This window comes from Pseudomonas sp. FW215-R2, from assembly GCF_058789255.1.
This window is the reverse complement of the sequence record NZ_JBYTBO010000004.1, coordinates 267,462-286,661: the sequence shown is the minus strand read 5'-3', so window position 1 is coordinate 286,661 and position 19,200 is coordinate 267,462. Positions and strand designations below refer to the sequence as shown.

General features: G+C 60.8%; 11 protein-coding genes and 1 tRNA gene. 10 read left to right on the top strand and 2 right to left on the bottom strand.

Translation table 11 applies throughout. The features are described from left to right. Positions 1-9 precede the first annotated feature (9 nt). Entirely contained in the window at positions 10-1,929 is a 1,920-nt protein-coding gene (locus AC3WRD_RS08080; protein WP_102619854.1) for a hybrid sensor histidine kinase/response regulator, read from the top strand. A gap of 49 nt (positions 1,930-1,978) precedes the next feature. Here AC3WRD_RS08080 and AC3WRD_RS08075 read toward each other — a convergent pair whose 3' ends face one another. After that, positions 1,979-3,133, bottom strand: a complete 1,155-nt coding sequence (locus AC3WRD_RS08075; protein WP_102619855.1) for a MalY/PatB family protein — start codon at positions 3,131-3,133, stop codon at positions 1,979-1,981. 218 nt (positions 3,134-3,351) lie between these two features. Here AC3WRD_RS08075 and fdnG point away from each other — a divergent pair, with 218 nt between their 5' ends. From fdnG to AC3WRD_RS08035, 8 genes are all read left to right on the top strand, one after another. After that, positions 3,352-6,417 carry a formate dehydrogenase-N subunit alpha gene (gene fdnG / locus AC3WRD_RS08070; protein WP_146013081.1) on the top strand — a complete coding sequence of 1,022 codons (3,066 nt, stop codon included), beginning with the start codon at positions 3,352-3,354 and terminating at the stop codon, positions 6,415-6,417. Continuing rightward, the gene (gene fdxH, locus AC3WRD_RS08065) at positions 6,418-7,353 is read left to right on the top strand and encodes a formate dehydrogenase subunit beta (RefSeq protein ID WP_096820413.1); all 936 of its coding nucleotides are present in this window, start codon (positions 6,418-6,420) and stop codon (positions 7,351-7,353) included. It begins immediately after the preceding gene. Beyond that, the gene (locus AC3WRD_RS08060) at positions 7,350-8,003 is read left to right on the top strand and encodes a formate dehydrogenase subunit gamma (protein ID WP_102619857.1); all 654 of its coding nucleotides are present in this window, start codon (positions 7,350-7,352) and stop codon (positions 8,001-8,003) included. The genes fdxH and AC3WRD_RS08060 overlap by 4 nt, the downstream gene beginning before the upstream one ends. A 3-nt stretch (positions 8,004-8,006) precedes the next feature. Then, complete coding sequence (gene fdhE / locus AC3WRD_RS08055) at positions 8,007-8,933, top strand: formate dehydrogenase accessory protein FdhE (protein WP_102619858.1); 927 nt, start codon at positions 8,007-8,009, stop codon at positions 8,931-8,933. A 48-nt stretch (positions 8,934-8,981) separates the two neighbouring features. Continuing rightward, a complete protein-coding gene (gene selA / locus AC3WRD_RS08050) occupies positions 8,982-10,388 on the top strand; it encodes an L-seryl-tRNA(Sec) selenium transferase (protein WP_102619859.1) in 1,407 nt (468 codons plus the stop codon). Then, a complete protein-coding gene (gene selB / locus AC3WRD_RS08045; RefSeq protein WP_102619860.1) occupies positions 10,385-12,304 on the top strand; it encodes a selenocysteine-specific translation elongation factor in 1,920 nt (639 codons plus the stop codon). The genes selA and selB overlap by 4 nt, the downstream gene beginning before the upstream one ends. 6 nt (positions 12,305-12,310) lie before the next feature. Continuing rightward, positions 12,311-12,406 (top strand) — tRNA-Sec (locus AC3WRD_RS08040). Positions 12,407-12,496: 90 nt separating this feature from the next. After that, positions 12,497-16,126, top strand: coding sequence for an AAA domain-containing protein (locus AC3WRD_RS08035; protein ID WP_102619861.1), 3,630 nt, complete (start codon positions 12,497-12,499; stop codon positions 16,124-16,126). 1 nt (position 16,127) lies between these two features. On the opposite strand, the gene AC3WRD_RS08030 is transcribed toward AC3WRD_RS08035, so the two are convergent. Continuing rightward, positions 16,128-17,423: an OprD family porin gene (locus tag AC3WRD_RS08030; RefSeq protein WP_102619862.1), complete on the bottom strand. Its 1,296-nt coding sequence runs from the start codon at positions 17,421-17,423 to the stop codon at positions 16,128-16,130. Positions 17,424-17,586: 163 nt separating this feature from the next. Between AC3WRD_RS08030 and AC3WRD_RS08025 the strand changes: the two genes are divergently transcribed. Further along, a complete protein-coding gene (locus AC3WRD_RS08025) occupies positions 17,587-19,197 on the top strand; it encodes a mechanosensitive ion channel family protein (RefSeq protein WP_102619863.1) in 1,611 nt (536 codons plus the stop codon). Positions 19,198-19,200 lie beyond the last annotated feature (3 nt).

Genomic DNA, 19,200 nt, shown 5'->3' with positions numbered 1-19,200 from the left:
CCAAGCCTGATGAGCGAGAACAAGAAGTCCGCTGCGATCGAAGAAATGCGCTTTCGCCTGCTGATCGATGCCGTGGTCGATTACGCGATCTACATGATCGACCCCAGCGGCATCATCACCAGCTGGAACTCCGGGGCCAAACGCTTCAAGGGTTATGAGGAAGCCGAGATTCTCGGCGAGCACTTTTCGCGGTTCTACACCGATGAAGATCGCGCCGTCGGCATGCCGCAGCGCGCACTGGATACGGCGATCCGCGAAGGGCGGTTCGAAGGTGAGGGCTGGCGGGTGCGCAAGGATGGCACGCACTTCTGGTGCCACGTGGTGATCGACCCGATTTTCAGCCCGAGCGGGCAGTTGCTTGGGTTTGCCAAGATCACCCGCGACCTCACCGACCGCAAGATGGCCGAGGAAACCCTCAAGCAAAGCGAACAGCAGTTCCGGCTGCTGGTGCAGGGCGTCACCGATTACGCGATCTACATGCTCAGCCCGGAAGGTCGCGTAACCAACTGGAACCCCGGCGCGCAGCGGATCAAGGGTTATGCGCCGGACGAAGTCATCGGTAAGCATTTCTCGATGTTCTACACCCCGGAAGACCGTGAGACAGGGGAGCCGCAACGCGCCCTGGAAACCGCCGTGCGCGTAGGGCGCTTCGAGAACAAGAGCTGGCGCCTGCGCAAGGACGGCACGCGGTTTCTGGCGCATGTGGTGGTCGATGCGATTCGCGGCGAGACCGGCACGCTGCTCGGCTTTGCCAAGATCACCCGGGACGTGACCGAAGCCCACCAGGCGCAACTGGCACTGGAGCAAACCCGCGAGGCGCTGTTCCAGGCGCAGAAGATGCAGGCCATCGGCCAACTCAGCGGCGGTATCGCCCATGACTTCAACAATCTACTGACGGTGATCCTCGGTAACCTGGAGATCGTGCGCAAACGTGTCGGCGACGATCCGAAGGTCAGTCGTCTGCTGGAAAACGCCACCCAGGGCGCATTGCGTGGAGTGTCACTGACCCAGCGCATGCTGGCCTTCGCCCGGCGCCAGGAACTCAAGACCGAAGCCGTGGACATTCCGAAACTGGTGCAAGGCATTACCGGCCTGTTGCGCAGTTCACTGGGGCCGGGGATTCGCATCGAAACGCAGTTTCCGGAAAATCTCGAAACGGTGCTGGCCGATACCAACCAGCTCGAACTGGCGGTGCTCAACCTGGCCAACAACGCGCGGGATGCGATGCCCGAGGGCGGCAGCGTGGTCATCGGCGCGCAGCCGCAAGTGGATCTGGAGCAGAGCCAGTCGAGCCTGGCAGCGGGGCGTTATGTCTGCCTGAGCGTGACCGACACCGGCGAAGGCATGGACGACGAGACACTGGCCTCGGCGACCGATCCGTTCTTCACCACCAAAGGCCTGGGCAAGGGCACGGGGCTGGGGTTGTCGATGGTGCACGGCTTCATCGAACAGCTGGGCGGGCGTTTCATTCTTAAAAGCGTGAAGGGGCAGGGGACTTGTGCGGAACTCTGGCTGCCGGTCGCCGTCGACGGGGTGGCGGCCAAACCTCTGAGCCCGAGGCCATCCACGGCGTCAGTGCCGCGACTCAGTGTTCTGGTGGTGGACGATGACAGCCTGGTGCGCACCAGTACCAGCCTGTTGCTGGAGGATCTCGGGCACCGGGTCATCGGCGCGGCATCCGGTGCGCAAGCTCTGGAATTGTTCGACCAAGGGGAAGTCATCGACCTGATGATCACCGACATGGCCATGCCGAAGATGAGCGGCGCGCAACTGGCCCACGCAGTACGTTTGCTCAAGCCGGACCTGCCGATCATCCTGGCCACCGGTTATGCCGAGCGCCTCGAAGGCTTTGCGGCGGAGTTGCCGCGGCTGTCGAAACCGTTCAATCAGATGAATCTGGTGGAGATCATCGCCCAGTCGATGAAATGACAAAAAGAAGCCCGGCCATGAAGGCCGGGCTTTTTTTTTTGCGTCGGTGTCAGGCCTTGCGTTGGGCCAGACTGCGTTCCATCCGCGCGATGCCTTCTTCCAGCAGCGAGCGCGGGCAACCGAAGTTCAGGCGCACGAATTGCTGGCTGTGATCACCGAAATCCAGTCCCGGGCTGAGCCCGACGCGGGCCTGTTCGAGGAAGAACTGCTGCGGATTGTCCAGCCCAAGCACCGAGCAATCGAGCCACGCCAGATAAGTGCCCTGTGGCACGTTGATCGTCACGCCCGGCAGACGGCTACGAACCGCTTCGACCAGAAAATCACGGTTGGCTTGCAGGTATTGTTTGAGTTCCTTCAGCCACGGACCGGCCTCGCTGTAGGCCACGCGAGTGGCTTCCATACCCAGCGGATTGACGCTGTCGACCATGCCGCAGCGGGCGTGGTTGACCCGTTCGCGCAGGGCACTGTCCTGAATGATCATGAACGAGGTCTTGAGGCCGGCAATGTTGTAGGCCTTGCTCGCCGACATCAGGGTGATGGTGCGACGGGCGATCTCCGGGCTCAGGGACGCGGTCGGAATGTGCACGCGACCGTCGTAGCACAACTCGGCATGGATCTCGTCAGAGATGATCCAGGCGTCCTGCGCCACGCAGATGTCCGCGACCGCTTGCAGTTCTTCACGGCCAAAGACCTTGCCGATCGGGTTGTGCGGGTTGCTCAGGAGCAGGGCGCCGCCACCGGTCAGGGATTCACGCAAGGCGTCCAGCGGCGTGGCGTAGGTGCCGTCGGCCTGGGCGGTGAATTCCAGCTCGACCCGGTTCAGACCCCAATGGCCCGGCGCGTGACGCAGCGGCGGGTAGTTCGGGGTTTGCACCACGACGTTCTGCTGCGGCTGTACCAACGCTTTGAGCGCCATGTTGAAACCCGACTCGACACCCGGCAGGAACACCAGCTCCTGTGGTTTCACGCGCCAGGCGAATTTGTCCCACAGGTCGGCAACGATGGCTTCGCGCAGATTGTCCTGGGCCACGCTGTAACCCACCAACGGGTGCAGCAGACGCTGTTGCAGCGCCTCGATGACTACCGGTGGTGCCGCGAAATCCATGTCAGCGACCCACATCGGCAACACGTCGGCCGCATAGCGGCTCCACTTGGTGCTGCCGGTGTTGTGGCGGTCGAATACCTGATCAAAATCGAAAGTCATGCGCGGTCTCTGAAGGCGGAGATGGGTCGTGCCCGGGATGATAAACCTCCATCCCCTGTGGGCGCGAACTTGTGACCGATGAATGGCCGACGGTCGGTTTTCACACTGGGCAAGCGCACGTTGTCTAGAGTGAAAGAATCGGCATTTGTCTGCCGCAACCGTGTTTGTCCAGAAAAACCCGGCTCAAGTACCGGGTTCCACCTGATCAGGAGTGCACGATGGATCTCAGCCGTCGTCAGTTCTTCAAGGTCGCCGGTATCGGCCTTGCAGGCTCTAGCCTGGGCGCGTTGGGCATGGCCCCGACGCTGGCCTTCGCCGAGCAGGTGCGCCACTTCAAGCTTGCCCACACCCATGAAACCCGCAACACCTGCCCGTATTGCTCGGTCGGTTGCGGCTTGATCATGTACAGCCAGGGCGATACGGCGAAGAACGTTGCGCAAAACATCATCCATATCGAGGGCGACGCCGACCACCCGGTCAACCGCGGCACGCTGTGCCCGAAAGGCGCGGGTCTTCTGGACTTCATTCACAGCCCCGGCCGCTTGCAGTACCCGCAGGTGCGCAAGCCCGGCAGCAGCGAATGGACCCGGATCACCTGGGACGAAGCGCTCGACCGCGTCGCCGACCTGATGAAGGCCGACCGCGACGCCAATTTCGTCGAGAAGAACGCCCAGGGGCAAACGGTGAATCGCTGGCTGACTACCGGGTTCCTCGCGGCCTCGGCGGCGTCCAACGAAGCGGGCTATATCACCCACAAGGTGGTTCGCAGTCTCGGCATGCTGGGGTTCGATAACCAGGCGCGTGTCTGACACGGCCCGACGGTGGCAAGTCTTGCCCCGACGTACGGCCGTGGAGCCATGACCAACACCTGGACCGATATCGCCAACGCGAATCTGATCCTGGTGATGGGCGGCAACTCCGCTGAAGCGCATCCGTGCGGCTTCAAATGGGTGACCGAAGCCAAGGCGCACAACGCCGCGCGGCTGATTGTGGTCGACCCGAGGTTTACCCGAACCGCCTCCGTGGCCGATTACTACGCGCCGATTCGCACCGGCAGCGACATCGCGTTCATGGGCGGGCTGATCAATTACCTGCTGACCGAAGACAAGATCCAGCACGAATACGTGCGCAACTACACCGACGTGTCGTTCATCGTCAAAGCCGGGTTCGGCTTCGAGGACGGACTGTTCACCGGTTACGACGCAGCCAAACGCACCTACACCGACAAATCCTCCTGGGGTTACGAACTGGGCGAGGACGGCTTTGCCAAAGTCGACCCGACCCTGCAGGACCCGCGCTGCGTCTATCAGTTGATGAAGCAGCATTACAGCCGCTACAACATCGACCTGGCGAGCCAGATCTGCGGCATGCCGGTCGATGCGATGCAGAAAATCTGGGAGGAAATCGCCACTTGCTCGACGCCGGGCAAGACCATGACCATTCTCTACGCGCTGGGCTGGACCCAGCACTCGATCGGCTCGCAGATCATCCGCAGTGCGGCGATGGTGCAACTGTTGCTGGGCAACGTCGGCATGCCGGGTGGTGGGGTCAACGCCTTGCGCGGGCACTCGAACATTCAGGGTCTGACGGACCTCGGGTTGCTTTCCAACTCGTTGCCGGGTTACCTGACGCTGCCGACCGACGCCGAACAGGACTACACCGCCTACATCAAAAAACGCACGCAATTGCCGTTGCGGCCGGGGCAGTTGTCCTATTGGCAGAACTACAGCAAGTTCCACGTCAGCCTGATGAAAGCCTGGTACGGCGCCAATGCCACGGCCGAAAACCAGTGGGCCTACGACTATCTGCCGAAACTCGACATCCCCAACTACGACATCCTCAAAGTGTTCGACCTGATGGGGCAAGGCAAGGTCAACGGCTACATGTGCCAGGGTTTCAACCCGATTGCCGCACTGCCGGACAAGAACCGGGTGATGGCGGCGCTGGCCAAACTGAAATGGTTGGTGGTGATGGATCCGCTGGCCACCGAAACCTCGCAATTCTGGGAAAACGTCGGGCCGTACAACGATGTGAAGAGTGCCGACATCCAGACCGAAGTCATTCGCCTGCCGACCACCTGCTTTGCCGAAGAGGACGGCTCGCTGGTCAACAGCAGCCGCTGGCTGCAATGGCATTGGAAAGGCGCCGACGGCCCGGGCGAGGCGCGTACCGACGTGCGGATCATGACCGAGCTGTTCATGCGCCTGCGTCAGCGTTATCAGACCGAGGGCGGGGCCTATCCCGATCCGATCCTCAAACTGTCCTGGCCGTACAAGATTCCGGAAGAACCGTCGCCGGAAGAAATCGCCAAGGAGGTCAACGGCTACGCCACCACCGATTTCACCGACGCCACGGGCGCGGTGATCAAGGGCAACTCGCAACTGGCGGCGTTCGCCCAGCTCAAGGATGACGGCAGCACGGCGTCCGGTTGCTGGATTTTCTGCGGCAGCTGGACCGAGGCCGGTAACCAGATGGCCCGGCGCGACAATTCCGACCCTTACGGCATGCATCAGCACCAGGGCTGGGCGTGGGCCTGGCCGGCGAACCGGCGGATTCTCTACAACCGCGCCTCGGCGGATGTCTCGGGCAAACCGTGGGATCCGAAAAAACGCCTCGTGTGGTGGAACGGCAAGGCCTGGGGCGGCACCGACGTGCCGGACTACAAGGCTGACGTGCCGCCGGAAGCCGGGATGAACCCGTTCATCATGAACCCCGAAGGCGTGGCGCGGTTCTTCGCCGTCGACAAGATGAACGAAGGGCCATTCCCCGAGCACTACGAGCCGTTCGAAACGCCGATCGGTATCAACCCGCTGCACCCGGACAACAAGAAAGCCACCAGCAACCCGGCGGCGCGGATCTTCGATTCGGTGTGGGACAGCCTCGGCGTGGCCAAGGATTACCCATACGCCGCCACCAGCTATCGGCTGACCGAGCATTTCCACTTCTGGAGCAAGCACTGCCGCTTGAACGCGATTGCCCAGCCGGAGCAGTTCGTGGAAATCGGCGAAGTGCTGGCGAAAGAGAAGGGCATCGCTGCCGGTGATCGGGTGCGGGTCAGCTGCAAGCGCGGGTTCATCGAAGCGGTGGCAGTGGTGACCAAAAGGATTCGGCCGTTGCAGGTCAACGGCCAGGTCGTGCATCAGATCGGCATCCCGCTGCACTGGGGTTTCACCGGCCTGACGCGTCACGGTTACCTGACCAACACCCTGGTGCCGTTCCTCGGCGATGGCAATACCCAGACCCCGGAATCCAAGTCATTCCTGGTCAACGTGGAGAAACTATAAATGGCCAGCCAAGACATCATTGCCCGCTCGGCCACCACGACCCCGGCACCCTCGGTGCGCAATCAGGAGGAAGTCGCCAAGCTGATCGATACCACCAAATGCATCGGCTGCAAGGCCTGCCAGGTCGCGTGCTCGGAATGGAACGAGTTGCGCGACGAGGTCGGCCACAACCACGGCACCTACGACAACCCGCAGGATCTGAGCGCCGAATCATGGACGTTGATGCGTTTTACCGAGCACGAAACCGACGCCGGCAACCTCGAATGGCTGATCCGCAAGGACGGCTGCATGCACTGCGCCGAGCCTGGTTGTCTGGCGGCATGCCCGAGCCCGGGGGCGATCATCAAGCACGCCAACGGCATCGTCGACTTCGATCAGGATCACTGCATCGGTTGTGGTTATTGCATCACCGGTTGCCCGTTCAACATTCCGCGCATTTCGCAGAAGGATCACAAGGCCTACAAATGCACGCTGTGTTCGGACCGGGTGGCGGTAGGGCTGGAACCGGCCTGCGTGAAAACCTGCCCGACCGGGGCGATTGTCTTCGGCTCCAAAGAGGACATGAAGACCCACGCCGCCGAACGCATCGTCGACCTGAAGAGCCGTGGTTTCGACAATGCGGGCCTGTATGACCCGGCAGGCGTCGGCGGCACGCATGTCATGTACGTGCTGCATCATGCCGACACGCCGAAGATCTACGCCGGGCTGCCGGAGAATCCGGCGATCAGTCCTTTGGTAGGGTTGTGGAAAGGCATCAGCAAACCCCTGGGCCTGCTGGCCATGGGTGCGGCGGTGCTGGCCGGGTTCTTCCATTACGTGCGGATCGGCCCGAACCGCACCGAAGAGGATGATCACCCGGAACCGCCCGACACCTCGGTACACGTGGTCGACCCGGCGGTGCACACCTTCGATCCACGCGGGGAGGACCGGCCATGAGCAACAAGACGATCCTGCGCTACACCGCCAACCAGCGCACCAACCACTGGCTGGTGGCGATTCTGTTCTTCATGGCCGGGCTTTCGGGGCTGGCGCTGTTTCATCCGTCGATGTTCTGGTTGACCAACCTGTTCGGCGGCGGGCCGTGGACGCGGATCCTGCACCCGTTCATGGGCGTGCTGATGTTCGTGCTGTTCCTTGGCCTGGTGTTTCGTTTCTGGCGTTCCAACTTCTTCATCGACAACGACTGGAAGTGGCTGCGGCGCATCGACCGGGTGCTGGTCAATGACGAAGAGACTGTGCCGCCGGTGGGCAAATACAACGCCGGGCAAAAAATGCTGTTCTGGACTTTACTGCTGTGCATGCTCGGGCTGTTGTTCACGGGGCTGGTGATCTGGCGCGCGTACTTCAGTCATTACTTCGGCATCACCACAATTCGCTGGGCGATGTTGCTGCATGCACTGGCGGGGTTTGTGCTGATCCTGAGCATCATCGTGCACATCTATGCCGGCATCTGGATCAAGGGCTCGGTGGACGCGATGCTGCATGGTTGGGTCAGTCGCGCCTGGGCGAAGAAACATCACGCACTCTGGTTTCGCGAGGTCGTTTCCAAGGAAACACCGGAGCGACCGGTCACCAAAAAGGGCTGACATTTGCCAACCATTCTTGAACCCGGGGAAATCGAAGCGGCGGCCAGTGCGCCGCCGTTTCTGTATTTGCCGCCGCACAATCTTTTCCTGCTGCGCGCCGAACGTCTGGAACGCTTGGCGGCCGGCCATCCGCTGGCCGACTACCTGCGCCTGATCGCCGGGTTGTGTCGCGTGCAGCAGCAGATCCTCGACGATCCGCCTTCGACCGGGCCGATCGATGAGCAACGGATCGAAGTCTGCCGGCAACACGGCATGCCGCCGTTCGCCGCCGATACCTTGATCCGCGAGGACGCGTGGCAGGCGTACCTCGACGCCTTGCTGCAACGCTACAACGCACCGGAGCAAACCGCCGTGGCCGAAGCGCTGACAACGTTGCGACTTGCCAGCGCCGGTCAGTTGCGGGCCTGGGCCGTGGCGCTGGTCAGCGGTCAGTATTCGCTGGTGCCGGCGGCGTTGGTGCCGTTCCTTGGCGCGGCGCTACAAGCGGCCTGGAGCCATTGGCTGCTGAGTGCACCCAATCTGCAACTGGCGCCCGGCAACAGCCTCAGCCAATGCCCGGCCTGCGGATCGCCGGCCATGGCCGGGGTGATCCGCCATCGCGGCAAACACAATGGCTTGCGCTATCTGGTGTGTTCGCTGTGTGCCTGTGAATGGCATGTGGTGCGGGTCAAATGCGTGTACTGCGAACAGAGCAAAGGGCTGGAATACCTGAGCCTTGAGGATGATCGTCACGCTGCCAATCAGGCGCCGTTGCGGGCGGAGGTCTGCCCGAGTTGTAACAGCTACCTGAAATTGCTGTACCTGGAGAACGATGCGGACGCTGAAGCGCTGTCGGCGGATTTGAGCAGTCTGCTGCTGGACATGCGTCTGGCCCAGGACGGTTATCAGCGATTGGCGCCGAATCTGTTGCTGGCGCCCGGAGACGAATGAACCGAGCGTCTACACTCTGGCGCAACGGCTTTTTATCCGGAGCGCCTGATGCCTGCCAGTGTTGCCCAGCGTTTGCCATCCATCGACAGTCTGTTGCGTCATATCGCCTTGCAGCCATTGGCCGAACGCCACGGGCGTGAGGCGCTGCTGGCTGCGTTACGCCAGTTGCTGGACGATTTACGCAAAACAGTGGTGGCGGGGCAGTTGTCCGCCGTTGAAATCAGCCCCGAAGCACTGGCCGGCAGGGTCGCTGAACGCCTGTCGATACAGCAGCGCAGTCAGGTGCGGCGGGTGTTCAACCTGACCGGTACGGTTTTGCACACCAACCTTGGCCGCGCGCTGCTGCCGGAGGAAGCCATCGAAGCCGTGCAACTGGCGGCGCGTTATCCGTTGAATCTGGAGTTCGACCTGGCCAGCGGCAAGCGTGGCGACCGCGACGATCTGACCGAAGGCCTGATCCGCGAATTGACCGGCGCTGAAGCCGTCACCGTGGTCAACAACAATGCTGCGGCGGTGCTGCTGACGCTCAACAGCCTCGGCGCACGCAAGGAAGGCATCATCTCTCGCGGTGAGCTGATCGAAATCGGCGGCGCCTTTCGCATCCCCGACATCATGGCCCGCGCCGGTGTGCGCCTGCATGAGGTCGGCACCACCAATCGCACCCACGCCCGGGATTACGAAGCGGCGATCAGCCCGCGCAGCGGCTTGATCATGCGCGTGCATGCGAGCAACTACAGCATCGAGGGTTTTACCGCCCGCGTCCCCACATCCGAACTGGCCGAACTGGCCCATCGTCATGGCTTGCCACTGCTTGAAGACCTCGGCAGCGGTAGTCTGCTGGACTTGACCCGCTGGGGGTTGCCGGCGGAACCGACGGTGCGTCAGGCGCTGCTCGATGGCGCGGATATCGTCACCTTCAGTGGCGACAAACTGCTCGGCGGGCCTCAGGCCGGCGTGATTGTCGGGCGCAAGGAGCTGATCGCGAAAATCAAGAAAAACCCGCTGAAACGCGCCTTGCGGGTCGACAAGATGACACTGGCGGCGCTGGAAGCGGTGCTCGGGCTCTATCGTGATCCGGATCGCCTGGCTGAGCGTTTGCCGACCTTGCGTCTGCTGACCCGCCCGCAAGATGAAATCCTGGCTCAGGCCGAACGCCTGCAACCGGTATTGACCGGCGTTCTCGGTGAAGGCTGGACCGTCACTGCCGTGGCGGCGCTGGGCATGATCGGCAGCGGCAGCCAACCGGTGGCGCGTTTGCCGAGTGCCGCGTTGTGTGTGCGGCCGCAGGTTTCGAAACGCCTGCGTGGGCGCTCTCTGTTGAATCTGCAGACCGCGTTGCGCGAGTTGCCGATACCGGTGCTGGGTCGGATCGACGATGACGCGCTGTGGCTGGATCTGCGGCAACTCGACGACGAACCGGCGTGGCTGGCGCAGCTCGGGCCGTTGCAGACATGATCGTCGGCACCGCCGGGCACATCGACCACGGCAAGACCTCGCTGCTTCAGGCGCTGACCGGTCAATCCGGCGACCGCCGACCGCAGGAGCGCGAGCGGGGCATGACCATCGACCTCGGTTATCTCTACGCCGAACTGGTGCCCGGAACGGGGCTGACCGGTTTCATCGATGTGCCGGGGCACGAGAAATTCACTCACAACATGCTCGCCGGCGCCCAAGGCATTGATCTGGTGTTGCTGGTGGTGGCGGCGGATGACGGCGTGATGCCGCAGACCCGCGAGCATCTGGCGATCGTCGAGTTGCTGGGGATTCCCCGGGCGCTGGTGGCGATCACCAAGGTTGATCGGGTCGAGGCGGGCAGGGTGGTGGAGGTTCGCCAACAAATCGAAGCCCTGTTGGCGCCCGGTCCGTTTGCCGGGGCGCCGATGCTGGCGGTTTCAAGTGTGACGGAAGAGGGTGTCGATGCCCTGCGGCAGGCTTTGTTGCAGGTGCAAAGTGAAGTGTTGAAACGTAGTCGCGAGGGTGGATTTCGTCTGGCCATCGACCGGGCATTCAGCGTGGCCGGTGCCGGGATTGTCGTGACGGGCACGGCGCTGTCGGGAATGGTCGCTGTGGGCGACAAACTGATCCTCGGGCCGCAGGGCAAAACGGTACGGGTGAGGGGGCTGCATGCCCAGAATCAACCCGCAGAACTGGCGTTTGCCGGCCAACGTGTTGCCCTGAACATCAGCGGTGATCGTCTGGAGCTCGGGCACATCCATCGCGGGCAATGGCTGCTCGCCGAAGCACTGTTCGCACCGACTCAACGCCTGGATATCGACTTCCAGTTGCTGCCCGATGAGACGCGCACCTTCGAACACTTTCAACCCGTGCATCTGCACCTCGGCACGCAAGACGTGATTGCCCGTGTGGCGCTCTTGGAAGGCCCACGACTGCTTCCGGGCGAGCGCATGTTTGCGCAATTGCTGACCAATACCCCGGTGCATGGCGTGAAGGGCGACAGACTGATCCTGCGCGACTCGAGTGCCCAGCGCACGCTCGGTGGCGGTCAGTTGCTCGACCCGTTCGCCCCGGCCCGGCAACGGCGCAGCCCTGGGCGTCTGGCGCAATTGCGGGCGCTGGCGATCAGCAGTGATCTTGAACAAGCGTTGCAGACGTTGCTGGAATACAGCGAAAGCGGCATTGATCCGCAGCGTCTGGAGCGTCAGTTCAACCGTCCGCGTGAAGGCTGGGCGCTGCCGGACAACGTCCGCCTGATCGAAACCCGTCAGGGGCAGAGGCTGTTCAATGCCCAGCGCTGGGGCATTCTGAAGTTCACGCTGCTGGAGCAACTGGCGCGTTTCCATGAACTGGAACCCGACCAGATGGGCCCCGACCGTGATCGTTTGCGGCGCTTCAGCGGACTGAACATCGAGCATTCGACCTTCATCAGCCTGCTGGAGGAACTGCGCAGCGCCGGCTCACTCACCGCCAGCGGCCCGTGGCTGCATTTGCCGGATCATCAGGTTCGCCTGAGCGCCGACGACGAAAACTTGTGGCAAGCCTTGCAGCCGCTGTTCGAACAGACCGGCTTCGACCCACCATGGATACGCGACGTGGCCAAAGCCGTGGGCCAGGACGACGCCACCGTTCGGCTGTTACTGCGCAAACTGGCGCGGCTGGGCGTGATGCATCAGGTGGTACGGGATCTGTTCTTCACCGACATCACCCTGCGGCAAATGGCGGCCGTGCTGTTGCGCCTGAGTGAAGAAAATCCGCCGATTCAAGTCACGGCGTTCCGCGATGCGCTAGGCTTGGGACGCAAACGCAGTATCCAGATCCTCGAATACTTCGACCGCCTCGGCCTGACCCGGCGTCTCGGCGAGGGCCGGCAAATCCGCTTCGACAACGCGCTGGCCAACCCCGGCGCCGACTGAGTTCAAGGAAGGCAATCGCGCCCGGTGGCGCGGCCGGGCTTCAAACCCGGTTGGGGACGGCATCCGTTCCCGGGCAGGTTCGACTCCGGCTGCCTTCCGCCAATTACCTGTTCTTATCGGGCGAGGGGTGCCATCAATAAGCCACTGCCGTAGAATCACGCCTCTTTTTTCGCTTCAGGCTCGGATAAAACAATGCAAGGCAATCAGCAAGACATGGACGTACTTCGCGGATGGTGTGCTTTTGTCGAAGCGACCGGGTTGGCCAAGAGCCGGGTGAAAGAGACCGATGTTTATCAGGAACAACACGTCAGGCTCTCTGCAGACAATGTCGAAGAGGACTCGACCGGGTTTCGTTTTTCGCTGCCTGCTGATCAGACCCAAGTGCTCGAAGAACGCTTTGTCAAAGTCAGTGAAGAGGGCATTGCTCAGGCTGAGGCCCTGCAACTTGGCTTTCCACTGTTGCGCGTGATCGAGGGAAAACAAACGTTTTTCGTTCCGCTTTTCCGTTACTCATTGCCTGATAACTGGCATACCCAGTCCGAATTGAGTGTGTGCGTCCCGGTCAAGCAAGGGGTTGAAGTGGTTCCCGATATCGACGCGTTTCGGGCATACCTGGACGTCGATTTACAAGAGTTGGGCGCCGAACGTCACATGATGAGCCTGGCCGCAGCCTGTACGGGAAAGCAGGGTGAAACCTTCGTCGCGGTTTTCCGGTCGTTTCTGGCCTGGATCAATTATCGCCTCGCAGGGTTGAAAGCCATCCGTAACGATGTTGCCGATGTGTACCTGGAAAAAGCCGTGACCGGGCTGATCTGTCATCCAGTGGTCAGCGACTTCAACTCTCGCGAGCAACTCAAGGACTACAAGGTCCTGCTTCAACGTCCCGACCTGAAAGCCTCGCCTTTGCTGCAGCGGTACATAATGCAGCGTTCGCTCGGCAACCCGGCGCCGCGCAACCAGTTCTCACGCTTTCCGTATGGCCTGTTCGAGCGTAAATACCCTCTGGGCAGGGGGCAAATGCAAACGTTGACCCAGGTTGCCAGCGGCGTACCGCTGGTGGCAGTCCAGGGCGCTCCCGGCACAGGCAAAACGACCTTGTTCAAGTCGTTGATTGCCAGCCGGATTGTCGAAAGGGCATTAGTCTGTATCGCCGGAGAAGACCGTAACCTGGGCGTCGTCGTGACATCGACGGCCAAAAAAGCGGTGGAGAACGTCATTGACGATTTGCGTGACGACCCTTGCCTGAAAGATTTCAGCTGGTTCTATTTTCTGTGCGGGGACAAGGCACAGGTCACCTCTGAAATTGATCGGGTGCACACGCTTCTGCGCCAACTCGACGAGCAGTCCTACGACAAGGAAAAGCAGAACGCCTTAGCGGACCGGATCGTCGGGATCCAGCAAACGATTGATGGTTTTTACGTGACGTATCTGCGATTGCTTGCAGGTTTCGGGGAGGCTCGCTCTGCCTTTTCGGATCTTTCACCCGAAATTTTTCGCGAGCGACTGGACGCATCGATCAGCAGCGTGTGCGAAAGCAGCAAAGCGCTGGGCCTGATCGATAAACCGGAGCAGTCGCTGGATTACGCTGTTCTAACCAGCCACTGCAAGGGTGCGCTGGATGCGCTGGCTGCCGACAAAGTCAGATACACGCAAGCGAAAGACCACTTGTCTCGCAGATACACAAAACTCATTGATGCTCCATTTGATGAGACGGCGTATCAGCCGTGGCTCGAGAGCACACTCAGCGAAACACTCCAGCACCATTTTGCCGACTACCCGACGGGTTTTATGGCATCGCTGCGTGCATGGATCTCTCGCCGCAAATATACCCGTGCGTTCGACCACCTGAAAAAGAGCTGCCCCGAGGACATGAAGACCTACGGGCTCGATCGCCTCGATCATGCACACCTCGCGGAACTGGCCCGCAATCGGGGTGACGTATTCGGCGCCGGTAATGCCGAGCAGATATTTCAGACCTTGAGAGTGGGGCCGCCGGAAACCGCCCGGGAGGTGTCGCTCAAGCTACTGGCCAAGACCATTGACGAGGTCAAACAACGTTCCAGCGACTGGCGGCGTTACGAGGCGGCCCGTGACAGCTTTTACGCTGAGTTCCCGGAAGGCGACTGGATAGAGGTGTTGCGTCTGCGCTTCATCACACAGCAACGCGCGCTGTTTGAGCACGCCATTGACTACCTCTGGCAGGAGCTGCTCCGACAGAAAGAGGCGCTGGGGCAGGTATTGCCTCTCTGGTGCAATATGCTCGACGGCCAGACCGACAGCGGTTTTTACAAATGGAAGGACAAACTGCAAGAGTTCTATCGGTTGATCAGCCTTGCTTATCCGGTCATGGCCTCGACGCTGGCATCGGTGCAGAAGCTGCCAGGATACAAACTCGCTGACCTCAACGGATTCAGCCCCTACGCACTGAGCCTGGTGGATGAGGCGGGGATGGTTTCCGCAGAGTCGCTGGTTCCGTTGCTGGCACGCAGCGAAAGAAGCATCGTCGTGGGCGACCCGCTGCAGATCGAGCCGATCCGCACGCTTGGCTCGGCCATGGCCGGCAAGCTCAAGGACCAATACTTCGTCGACAATACTTTGTATGAAGCTGTGTCTCCGATGTTGGTGACCGCCTACCATCGCGCCGCCGGTTCCTTGACCGGTGCAGTCACGGACATGGGCGATGGCATTGTGCTCGACGAGCATCGGCGATGCCGACCGGCCATTGCCGAACTGTTCATGCAAATCGCCGGCTATAGGGGAGTACAGGTGTGCACGCAGCCTGCCGAACCGCGAATCCAGGCAGCGTGCGACAACATGGGTGGTTTCAATCTGATGTTCTATGGCGTCGAAGGTCGTAAAGGCCCGATGCCCAATACCAATCAGGATGAAGTCGAGGCAATCGGGTTGTTGCTGGACAAGCTGGAGGGGGCTGGTTACGACCTCACCCAGGACGTTGGCATCATCACGCCATACTCCAATCAGAAAAACCTGTTGATCAAAGCCTATGGCGAGCGGGTCGCTCAGCGAAAGGCACTCAAAATCGGATCGGTACACCAGTTTCAGGGTGTCGGTTTCGAGGTGATCATTTATTCACCGGTGATTTTTCAACGGACCGATCGCGATCACTTCCAGAATGGCAAGCCCAACCTGTTGAACGTCGCCGTATCGCGGGCCAAGCAACAATTCATTGTTGTCGGTAACCAGCACCGCTTGTTAAGCGCCGGAAAATCGCTGGAAAAAATGGCGCGGGTCTGCTCTGCCTCGTTTTTCGTCAGCATGGAGCATCAGAGTCCATCCTTTGCCGGTGTCACACCTGGTGGCGTCAGGCACTACTTCGATTGCGACCACATCCAGGCATTCGAATCGCTTATTACGTCCAGCCAACGCTCTTTCGTTGCAGTGGTGCCGTGGATTCGCCAGGGAATCAGTCATAACCATCCACCGCTCAAACTGCTGCAAGCGGCGCAACAGCGTGGTGTTGAAGTGAAGGTCTACTACGGGCATGACCATATCGAGCATCCCAATGCCGATGACGGTGAAACAGGCTTGATAAAAGCCTATCAAAACAAGCTCGGTCCCGAGAACGTCATCCGCCTTCCCGAAGGTACGCACGAAAAAATCCTGCTGGTTGATGATCAAGTCGCAATGGTGGGAAGCTGGAACTGGCTTTCGCACAGTTATTATCGCTACTGCGAAATGTCCACCGGCACGCCGCTGGCGTTACGTCGGGAAACGAGTGTCGAGTTGCGGGACCCCGCATTGATTAATCAATTGAAGTCGCGCATCACAAGCCGCAATGAGGGGCAATCGCCGATGCGCTGATTCAGAACCCCAACGGGTACTGAATCACCACGTAGATCCGGTCAATATCATCCCCCGCCTGAGCGCTGTTGGCCCGGTGCGAGACGTGGGACAGCTGCACGGAAAGATCCTTGGCAGCGCCGGACTGGACGATGTAGCGCAGGTCGATGTCGCGCTCCCAGTGCTTGCCGCCGTCGCCTTGTTGCGGCTGGAACTGTCCGCTGTCTGCGTCGAACGGGTTGTAGGCGCCGCCCTTGGGCGCGTGAGTGCCGTCGATGTGGCTGCCGGAGACGTAGCGGGTCATGAAGTTCAGGCCGGGAATGCCGAATGCACCGAGATCGAGGTCGTAGCGGGCTTGCCATGAGCGCTCGTGGGCGCCGTTGAAGTCGGCGTATTTGATCGAGTTGGCCAGGTAGATCGAGTCGCCACCGACGAAATCGAATGGTGTGTCACCGTTGATGCGTTGCCAGCCGAGCATCACCGCGTGGGCGCCAAAGGTGTATTTGCCCGAGAGGCTGAACGCGGTGTTGTCGATTTCGCCGGCCAGGGCCTGCCCGGTATCGCGAGTGTGGTAGACGTTGGCGTCGATCAATACGCCGGACTGTTTGAAATGCAGGTTGGCGTAGTACTGGTGCCAGGTTTCGCTCAGGTCAGACGCGTACAGAGTGCCGCCTACCGGGCTTTCACTGAACAGGTCTGCGCCGATGAAGCTGATCCCGCCGGCCTTCGTATTGGCGCCATAACCCTGGAAATCGCCTTTGCCGGTAGAGCTGTCCTGATTCTTGAACGCCGTAAAATGCCCGGCCACCAGATTCACATTGTCGATTTCGCGGCTGTTGAGTAGAAAACCGGTGGCGTATTCCGGTTGCAGACGTTTGTCCGAGGTGTCGAACACGGGCGTCTCTACCGTCATTTCGCCGAAGGCGAGGGTGGTTTTCGAGGCCTTGAGTTTCAACGCACCGCCCGCGCTGGAATAGTCGCTTTCGCTACGCCCGTCGCTGTCCACGGGTAACAGCCCGGTGCCGGAATGTCCTCGGCCGCCATCCAGTTTCAGCCCATAAAAGGCATGGGCATCGAGACCGAACCCGATCGTTCCGTCGGTGAAACCGGATGCGAAAGTGCCGATAAACCCCTGAGCCCATTCCTGTTTGTAGTTCTTCCCGGAGGGAGAGGGCGAACGGTAGTCGTTGCTCAGGAAGAAGTTGCGGCTGAGCACTTCACCTTTGGCGTCATCCAGAAAACCACTGGCGCAGGCTGAGTTGGCCAGACCGCCAAACAGCAGGGCCAGCGTGATACGCGATGGCGGAAAACCTTTCATGTGTCAGTGACCGGCGTTGATGAAATGTCGCCGGATAATCGTGCGGTCTGCTTCCGGAAGATTGAGCGGGTGTGCTGAGTTGCCTATCTGACAACCCTTGATCGCTGAACTACGCTGCGTTCTGTATTCCCGCACTCATAACTGTGGCGTAAGGAACTGACACATGCGGAGCCGGTTGCCTGCGTTGTTGATGGTTGTTTTCAGCGTGTTCTGCTCGACACTTCTGTGGGCTGAAGACAGCGCAAAACCTGCCGACGAGCCCGTCGAGTTGAAGGTAGCCAACCGCAGCATCATGGTGTTTCGCGCCACGCTGCTCGGGGAGGCGCCGGCATCTCGGGTCAAACGGGCCAAAGCGGTCATCGCCGAAGCCCTGGATGAGTCGGATGACCGTACCGTCACTGTTGACCCGATGCAGGACAACTACCTGGTGCTGCTGGGCAACAAACGGGCCTTTATCGTCTCGCCCAAGGATGTCGACAGCCTCGACTATCCCTCCGTGCAGATGGCGGCGCAGGGCGCGGCGGAAAAGTTGCGTCAGGTCGTGGCGGAAACGCAGGAAGCCAGGAGCCTGCATCGGATGCTACGTGCGCTCGGCGCTGCGGCGCTCGCCACCGGCATTTATTTCGTGCTGCTGTGGGGCATTGCCTGGTTGCAGCGTCGATGGCTGAAGAGATTGCCCGAGCTGATGCGTCGGCATACCCAGGCGCTGAAGGTCGGACGAATTCCGGTGGTGGATGCCAATTACCTGTATCCACTGGTCATTCGCGTGTTCTGGCTGCTGCGCTGGTTCGTCATTCTGCTGTTGACGTATGAATGGCTGGGTTTTGTCCTGTCGCGGTTTCCGTACACCCGCCCTTGGGGTGAGAGCCTCAACAACTACCTCATCGAGGTTGCCAGCTATCTCTTGCAGGCCATCGTGGGCGCCATCCCCGGGCTGGGCGTGGCGCTGGCGATTTTCTTCATTGCCCGAGGCGCCACGGCGTTCAGCCGTCGGGTGCTGCGGCGCATGGCAACCCCGGGAACGTTCAACTGGCTGAACGAGGAAACCCTGCAACCCACCCAGCGCCTGACGTCTCTGGCGATCTGGCTGTTTGCGCTGGCGATGGCCTATCCGTATTTGCCCGGCGCCGGCACTGACGCCTTCAAAGGGTTGTCGGTGCTGATCGGCCTGATGATTTCGCTGGGTGCCACCAGTGTGGTCGGGCAGGCGGCGGCCGGGCTGATCCTGACGTACACCCGAACCTTGCGCCCAGGTGAATTCGTGAAAATCGGTGAACATGAAGGCACGGTGACGGAGCTCGGCATGTTCACCACCAGCATCCGCACCGGGTTGGGAGAGGTGCTGACGCTGCCCAATTCGATGATCACCGGCACGGTCACCAAGAACTACTCACGCACGGTGCAGGGCCCTGGTTATGTGGTCGACACGGTGGTGACCATCGGCTACGACACACCGTGGCGCCAGGTGGAAGCGATGTTGCTGGAGGCGGCCCGACGAACGCCCGGCGTGCTGGAGATTCCGCCAGCACAAGTGTTCCAGACTGCGTTGTCCGACTTCTATCCCGAATACCGTCTGGTGGCGCAGGCCATTCCCAGTCAGCCTCGTCCGCGTGCCGTGTTGCTGAGCATGCTGCACGCCAATATTCAGGATGTGTTCAACGAATACGGCGTGCAGATCATGTCTCCGCACTATCTGGGTGACCCCGAAGAAGAAAAACGCGTGCCGAAGGAAAAATGGTTTCCGGCCCCGGCACAAGCGCCAACGGATACGTGACAG

Bases quoted from the DNA above. Each gene is read 5' to 3' on its own strand.
- AC3WRD_RS08080 (WP_102619854.1), top strand. From the start codon at position 10: ATGAGCGAGAACAAGAAGTCCGCTGCGATCGAAGAAATGCGCTTTCGC.
- AC3WRD_RS08075 (WP_102619855.1), bottom strand. From the start codon at position 3,133: ATGACTTTCGATTTTGATCAGGTATTCGACCGCCACAACACCGGCAGC.
- fdxH (WP_096820413.1), top strand. From the start codon at position 6,418: ATGGCCAGCCAAGACATCATTGCCCGCTCGGCCACCACGACCCCGGCA.
- AC3WRD_RS08060 (WP_102619857.1), top strand. From the start codon at position 7,350: ATGAGCAACAAGACGATCCTGCGCTACACCGCCAACCAGCGCACCAAC.
- selA (WP_102619859.1), top strand. From the start codon at position 8,982: ATGCCTGCCAGTGTTGCCCAGCGTTTGCCATCCATCGACAGTCTGTTG.
- selB (WP_102619860.1), top strand. From the start codon at position 10,385: ATGATCGTCGGCACCGCCGGGCACATCGACCACGGCAAGACCTCGCTG.
- AC3WRD_RS08035 (WP_102619861.1), top strand. From the start codon at position 12,497: ATGCAAGGCAATCAGCAAGACATGGACGTACTTCGCGGATGGTGTGCT.
- AC3WRD_RS08030 (WP_102619862.1), bottom strand. From the start codon at position 17,423: ATGAAAGGTTTTCCGCCATCGCGTATCACGCTGGCCCTGCTGTTTGGC.
- AC3WRD_RS08025 (WP_102619863.1), top strand. From the start codon at position 17,587: ATGCGGAGCCGGTTGCCTGCGTTGTTGATGGTTGTTTTCAGCGTGTTC.